The following is a 6280-nucleotide window of genomic DNA, read 5'->3' as shown; positions in this document are numbered from 1 at the left end:
GAGGGAGCTTGCTCCCGCTGGACTGCGCAGCAGGCCCATTCCGGGGCCGCTTCGCGACCCAACGGGAGCAAGCTCCCTCGCCACACGACTGGGTTGCCACAGATCATGTGGATTGAATAATGCTCAACCGCTCCCCCACCACCATCTCGGTAATCCAGTCCACCAGGATCGAGGTGTACGCCTGCTGTGATATCGGGTCAGACAAAGCGTGATCGGCGCCATCGATAATGCGGTGTGTCAGCGAGTGTGTCCGCTGGCAGGCTGCGCGGTAACTCATGATGGTCGCGTGCGGCACATACGTGTCGGTCTCGGACTCCACCAGCAGCACGTCCCCGGTAAATTGCGAGCACGCATGCAGCGCCCGATTGCTTTCGGCGCGAATCAGCGTGCTGCGGTAATCGCGCAGGTCAGCCTTGTCCAGATCACGCTTGGGCGTGTGCCACAGATCGTCGCGATACAGCGCCGGCACCCGCAGCGCCAACCAGCGCACGGGGCGCAACGTCGTCAGGATCGAGGCCAGATAACCGCCATAACTGGTGCCGACCACCGCGATGGCCGACGTGTCGAGCGCCGGGTGCGCCAGCAAGCGGTCGTAGGCTGCGAGCAAGTCGCGCAGATTGTCTTCGCGCGTAACCCTGGACAATGGAATCCCGGTGCCACCCGTGTGCCCGCGCAGATCGAATGTCAGGCACACACAACCGAGGCCGGCGATGCCTTTGGCCCGCTCCAGGTCCCGCTCCTGGCTGCCACCCCAACCGTGCACGAACAGCACGCCGGGGACTTTCGATTTGGGACTGAGAAAGGTCCCGGTCATCTGTTCATCATCGATGTCGATCTGAATGGTTTCGCTTCTAGCCGTCATAGGATTTGACCGTTACGTACTTGAGAAGAAAGTCACTGTTTTCCGCCGGCCCGCGGTACACCTCGATGGCGTCCGCCGGCAGCGGTTGATCGATGTAGGTTTCCACCGAGGAAACGCGAATCGCGCGCATGCCCGGGTCGTTGACGAAACTCTGTAAAGCCGCGACCTCGGCGCTGCTGGCACCGCCCATGCGCCACGACTGTTCCAGCACGCCACTGCGCTGCTGGCCGTTATTGTCCAGGCCCTGGGCAATGTCGTAATTGCGCCGCGAGGCATAAAAACCGGGGTAGGCCTCATCTGCGGCCGCGTCGAACACTTGCGCCTGCCGGATTGCCAATTGCACCTCTTCGGGCAACTCCAGTTTAAGCAAATCGTGGTAACTGCCCTGCACCACCAGCAGATTTGAACCTCCGTAAACCTGCTCGCCATGGGCATCTTCGGTCAAGTATTGATCACCGCAGTAACTCAGCACGCTGTCGCCGATAAAGCTCTGGCCGACGCTATGGGTGATTACTTTATCCAGGTCCTGTTCCAGCACCACACCCTCGGTGAACAGCGCTTTTGCATCGGGCCTGGCGAGGATCGCATCGAACTGATCAAGGCTTTGGATCACTTCCTGGCCCCGACCGGCGCAGGCATGAATCGGCTTGATGCGGATCGGGCCGCTGCGCAGCAACTGTTCTGCGGCGGGCCTTGCATCGTCCAGGGAGAACACGCTGAGACCGTCCAACACAACGTCACGCACGCGCTCGGAAAACAGCGATGACCAGCCTTGCGGTGCGACAGCGTTTTTGTTGTACAAGCCGTGGCTGATGGCTTTGGTGCAGATGAAGTCATGGTCGACGTAACCGCCCCACAAATCTTCCGGCCCCTTGACCCCAAACTGTCGGGCGGCAGCAGCACCCACCAGCGTCTGGGTGGGTAACAGATACAGGTCACGACCACTGTGAAGTTCGGGGTCGTAACTGCCGCCGTATTTGAGGCCCACAATTTGCGCCAGCCAGCGGGCGAGCGCGCGATTGGTTTCAATTTCGTGCAACGGCGCCTCACCGCGCACCGAGTGCGCGACCACCAGTTTCTTGCGGTTTGTTGGGGTCATGCGTCCCCCTTCCAACTGCGCTTGATGAATGTAGGGAATGGGGTGCAGGGATCAGGCCAAGCGGTGAAGAAGAGGAACGGCTTTCGAATCAGCCAGTTGGGAGAAAAATGATGGCATCGCGCCTGTCTTATTCTGCACGACAACCCGCAAGACTCCGGCATTTTGCACGACGCAGTCCCCTTGTAGGAGCGAGCCTGCTCGCGATGCGGTGTGTCATTCAACATTGATGGGAATGACACACCGCATCGCGAGCAGGCCCACTCCTACAGGGTATGCGGTGATGGGCCTACCGAGCCCCGAACCGCGCTCGATAATCACTCGGCGCCAACCCGGTAATCTTCCTGAACGTCGCTCGAAACGCACTCGGGTCCTGATAGCCCACCGTCCAGGCAATGTGATCGATGGTGCCGTTGGTGAACTCGAGCATTTCCCGCGCCTTGCCCACCCGCAGGTGCTGGCAATATTCCGTGGGTTTGAGCCCGGTCGCCGCGCGGAATCGGCGCAGGAAAGTGCGCTCCTCCAATCCGGCCCGCTCGGCCATCGCCGTCAGCGACACATCGGTCGCGCCGGTGCTTTGCAGCCAGTGCTGGACCTTGAGAATCGACGCGTCCCCATGGCTGAGAATCGGTGCAAAGTTGCTGCCGCATTCACTCGCGCTGTCGCTGTGTTCCACCACCAGAAACCGCGCGGTGCCGGTGGCGATGCTCGGCCCGAGCAGGCGGTCAACCAGGCGCAAACCCAGCTCCGACCAGGCCATCAATCCGGCGGTCGTGATCAAGTCACCGTCATCGACGATGGGCGTATCGGCCTTGAGTTTGATCGCCGGGTAACGCTCGGCAAAGGCCTTGGACGATGTCCAGTGAGTGGTGGCACTGCGGCCGTCGAGCAGGCCGCTTTCCGCCAGCAATATCGAACCCACGCAGACGCCGCCGAGGGTCGCGCCCTGGGCGTGTTGCTGACGAATCCAGCGCAGCAATCCTTGTGGCGCCTGGCCTTCGGAAAAACCGGCAATCGAGGGTGGGATCAGCACCGCCACCAAGGCATCGCCCGACGCGGGGTGGCTGTCAAATATACGTTCAGGCATTTGATCGTCATCGACCCGCCAATGACTGATCCGCAATAACGGCAATTGCGCAGCCTGATGCTCGGCGGCAATCCGGTTGGCCACCGCGAACAAATCCGTCAGCCCATGCACCGCCGCCATCTGCGCGCCGGGATAAATCAGCACGCCGATTTCGGCTATGGCCCTGTCTACACTCATTGTCAGTTTTCCCCCTTCTATTGTCGGTGTGGCCAATCCTCGGACGGCCCGCCAGCGCCAATACTTCATTCCACACCCAACAAGCATTTCGAGGAAACAGTCATGGCCAAGCAAGCACTCATCGTAGTTGATATCCAGAACGACTACTTCCCGCAAGGCAAGTGGCCGCTGGTCGGCGCCGATGCCGCCGCCGACAATGCCGTCCGTCTGCTCTCGGCCTTTCGTGACGCCGGGGATTCAGTGGTGCACATCCGCCACGAGTTTGCCTCCGACGCGGCGCCCTTCTTTACCCCGGGCTCCGAAGGCGCGAAATTGCACCCCAAAGTCCTCAACCGCGCCGACGAGCCGGTGGTGCTCAAACACTTCGTCAACTCGTTCCGCGAAACCAACCTGAAATCGATCCTCGACGAACAAGGCATCAAGGAACTGGTCGTCGTCGGCAGCATGAGCCACATGTGCGTCGATGGCATCACTCGCGCTGCGGCTGACTTCGGCTATACCGTGACCGTGATCCACGACGCCTGTGCCTCCCGCGACCTGGAGTTCAACGGTGTCACCGTCCCGGCGGCTCACGTTCACGCCGCGTTCATGTCGGCCTTGGGTTTTGCCTACGCCAGCGTGGTGTCCACTGACGAGTTCCTGGCCGCACATCGCTGATCAACGCTGCTGCGCAGGATGCTGCCATCCGGCGCTCGCAAAACCGAGAACGCCCGGTGCCGTGCATCGGGCGTTGGCGGCGAAACAGGGGCAAACCTGTTCCTGGGCCAGACAACCACAAGACTTACGGCCGAAAAGCCGGATAATGGCGGCCATTGTCTAGCCCGTATTCTGGTAATCCCCCATGGAAATCAAGGTCAACTTTCTCGACAACCTTCGGCTTGAAGCCAAGTTCGATGACTTCACGGTGGTGGCCGATCAACCAATCCGCTACAAGGGCGATGGCTCGGCACCGGGTCCGTTCGATTACTTCCTGGCGTCGTCGGCATTGTGTGCAGCCTACTTTGTGAAGTTGTACTGCAGCACGCGCAACATCCCCACGGATAACATCCGCCTGTCGCAGAACAATATTGTTGACCCGGAAAACCGCTACAACCAGATTTTCAAGATCCAGGTCGAATTGCCAGCTGACATTTCCGACAAGGATCGCCAGGGCATCCTGCGCTCCATCGACCGTTGCACCGTGAAAAAAGTGGTGCAAGCCGGGCCTGAGTTTGTCATCGAAGAAGTGGAAAACCTCGACGCCGATGCCCAGGCGTTGTTGATGCCGGCCTCCACGTCAGAGACAGGCACTTACATTGCGGGCAAGGATCTGCCGCTGGAGCAAACCATCGCCAACATGTCGGCCATTCTGGCGGACCTGGGCATGAAGATTGAGATCGCCTCGTGGCGCAACATCGTGCCCAACGTGTGGTCGCTGCATATCCGCGATGCGCACTCGCCGATGTGCTTTACCAACGGCAAGGGTGCGACCAAGGAAGGCGCATTGGCGTCGGCATTGGGCGAGTTTATCGAGCGACTCAACTGCAACTTCTTCTACAACGATCAGTTCTGGGGCGAAGACATCGCCAATGCGCCGTTTGTGCATTACCCGGACGAGCGCTGGTTCAAGCCCGGCCGCAAAGACGCGTTGCCGACTGAAATTCTCGACGAATACTGCCTGAAGATTTACAACCGCGACGGCGAGCTGCGTGGCTCCCACCTGATCGACACCAACTCGGGCAATGAAGAGCGCGGCATCTGCTCGCTGCCCTACGTACGTCAGTCCGACGGCGAGGTGGTGTATTTCCCGTCCAACCTGGTCGAGAACCTGTTCCTGAGCAACGGCATGAGCGCCGGGAACACGCTGGCCGAAGCCCAGGTGCAGTGCCTGTCGGAAATCTTCGAACGTGCGGTAAAACGCGAAATCATCGAAGGTGAATTCGCACTGCCGGACGTGCCGGCCCACGTGCTGGCAAAGTACCCCGCCATCCTGGCCGGTATTCAGGCGCTGGAAGAGCAAGGGTTCCCTGTACTGGTGAAGGATGCGTCCCTGGGCGGTGAATTCCCGGTGATGTGCGTCACCTTGATGAACCCGCGCACCGGCGGTGTGTTCGCCTCGTTCGGCGCACACCCGAGCCTGGAAGTGGCGCTGGAACGCAGCCTGACCGAGCTGCTCCAGGGCCGTAGCTTCGAAGGCCTCAACGATTTGCCGCAGCCGACCTTCGAAGGCCATGCGGTGACCGAGCCGAACAACTTCGTGGAGCACTTCATCGACTCCAGCGGCGTGGTGTCGTGGCGTTTCTTCAGCGCCCAGTCCGATTACGAATTCGTGGAATGGGACTTCTCCGGCCAGGGTGAAAACTCCAATGCCGAGGAAGCCGCCACCTTGTTCGGCATTCTCGAAGGCATGGGCAAACAAGTGTACATGGCGGTCTACGAGCACATCGGCGCGAAGGCCTGCCGCATCCTGGTGCCGGACTATTCGGAAATTTATCCGGTCGACGATCTGATCTGGGACAACACCAACAAAGCGCTGTTCTTCCGCGCCGACATCCTGAACCTGCACCGCCTGGACGAAGAGGAACTGCAATCGCTGGTCGAACGTCTGGTGGAAAGCGAGCTGGACGACTACACCGACATCACCTCCTTGATCGGCATCGAGTTTGACGACAATACGGCCTGGGGTCAGCTGACAATCCTGGAACTGAAACTGCTGATTTATCTAGCCTTGCAGCAATACGAAGAGGCGAAAGAGGCGGTGGAAATGTTCCTGCAGTACAACGACAACACGGTTGAGCGTGGCTTGTTCTATCAGGCCATCAATGTCGTGCTGGAGATGAAGCTGGACGAAGACCTGGTGCTGGAAGACTACGAGGCCAATTTCCGCCGGATGTTTGGCAACGAGCGGATGGATGCCGTGATCGGCTCGGTAGAAGGCACGGTGCGCTTCCATGGCTTGACGCCGACGAGCATGAAACTGGAAGGGCTCGACAGACACCTGCGGCTGATCGACAGCTACAAGAAATTGCATGCGGCTCGGGCCAATGTGACCGCAGTTTCCCGTTAACGGCGCCCACAA

General features: G+C 59.9%; 5 protein-coding genes. 2 read left to right on the top strand and 3 right to left on the bottom strand.

Features of this window, described 5'->3' with window-relative positions:
- Nucleotides 1–103: 103 nt before the first annotated feature.
- The 3 genes from EJA72_RS19520 to EJA72_RS19510 form a co-directional block, all read right to left on the bottom strand.
- A complete protein-coding gene (locus EJA72_RS19520; protein ID WP_157713007.1) occupies nucleotides 104–862 on the bottom strand; it encodes a S9 family peptidase in 759 nt (252 codons plus the stop codon).
- Nucleotides 852–1961: a DUF3182 family protein gene (locus tag EJA72_RS19515; RefSeq protein WP_157713006.1), complete on the bottom strand. Its 1110-nt coding sequence runs from the start codon at nucleotides 1959–1961 to the stop codon at nucleotides 852–854. Before EJA72_RS19515 ends, EJA72_RS19520 begins: the two co-directional genes overlap by 11 nt.
- 286 nt (nucleotides 1962–2247) lie before the next feature.
- Nucleotides 2248–3222 carry a GlxA family transcriptional regulator gene (locus EJA72_RS19510; RefSeq protein WP_157713005.1) on the bottom strand — a complete coding sequence of 325 codons (975 nt, stop codon included), beginning with the start codon at nucleotides 3220–3222 and terminating at the stop codon, nucleotides 2248–2250.
- A 102-nt stretch (nucleotides 3223–3324) separates the two neighbouring features.
- Here EJA72_RS19510 and EJA72_RS19505 point away from each other — a divergent pair, with 102 nt between their 5' ends.
- The gene (locus EJA72_RS19505) at nucleotides 3325–3879 is read left to right on the top strand and encodes a cysteine hydrolase family protein (protein WP_157713004.1); all 555 of its coding nucleotides are present in this window, start codon (nucleotides 3325–3327) and stop codon (nucleotides 3877–3879) included.
- 184 nt (nucleotides 3880–4063) lie between these two features.
- Nucleotides 4064–6268 carry an OsmC domain/YcaO domain-containing protein gene (locus EJA72_RS19500; RefSeq protein ID WP_157713003.1) on the top strand — a complete coding sequence of 735 codons (2205 nt, stop codon included), beginning with the start codon at nucleotides 4064–4066 and terminating at the stop codon, nucleotides 6266–6268.
- Nucleotides 6269–6280 lie beyond the last annotated feature (12 nt).

Origin of the sequence: Pseudomonas sp. PB120 (genome assembly GCF_009761815.1) — a bacterium.
GTDB lineage: Bacteria > Pseudomonadota > Gammaproteobacteria > Pseudomonadales > Pseudomonadaceae > Aquipseudomonas.
The sequence above is the reverse complement of the archived record's forward strand: the minus strand, read 5'-3'. Positions and strand labels throughout refer to the sequence as shown.

Bases quoted from the DNA above. Each gene is read 5' to 3' on its own strand.
- EJA72_RS19505 (WP_157713004.1), top strand. From the start codon at position 3,325: ATGGCCAAGCAAGCACTCATCGTAGTTGATATCCAGAACGACTACTTC.
- EJA72_RS19520 (WP_157713007.1), bottom strand. From the start codon at position 862: ATGACGGCTAGAAGCGAAACCATTCAGATCGACATCGATGATGAACAG.
- EJA72_RS19515 (WP_157713006.1), bottom strand. From the start codon at position 1,961: ATGACCCCAACAAACCGCAAGAAACTGGTGGTCGCGCACTCGGTGCGC.
- EJA72_RS19500 (WP_157713003.1), top strand. From the start codon at position 4,064: ATGGAAATCAAGGTCAACTTTCTCGACAACCTTCGGCTTGAAGCCAAG.
- EJA72_RS19510 (WP_157713005.1), bottom strand. From the start codon at position 3,222: ATGAGTGTAGACAGGGCCATAGCCGAAATCGGCGTGCTGATTTATCCC.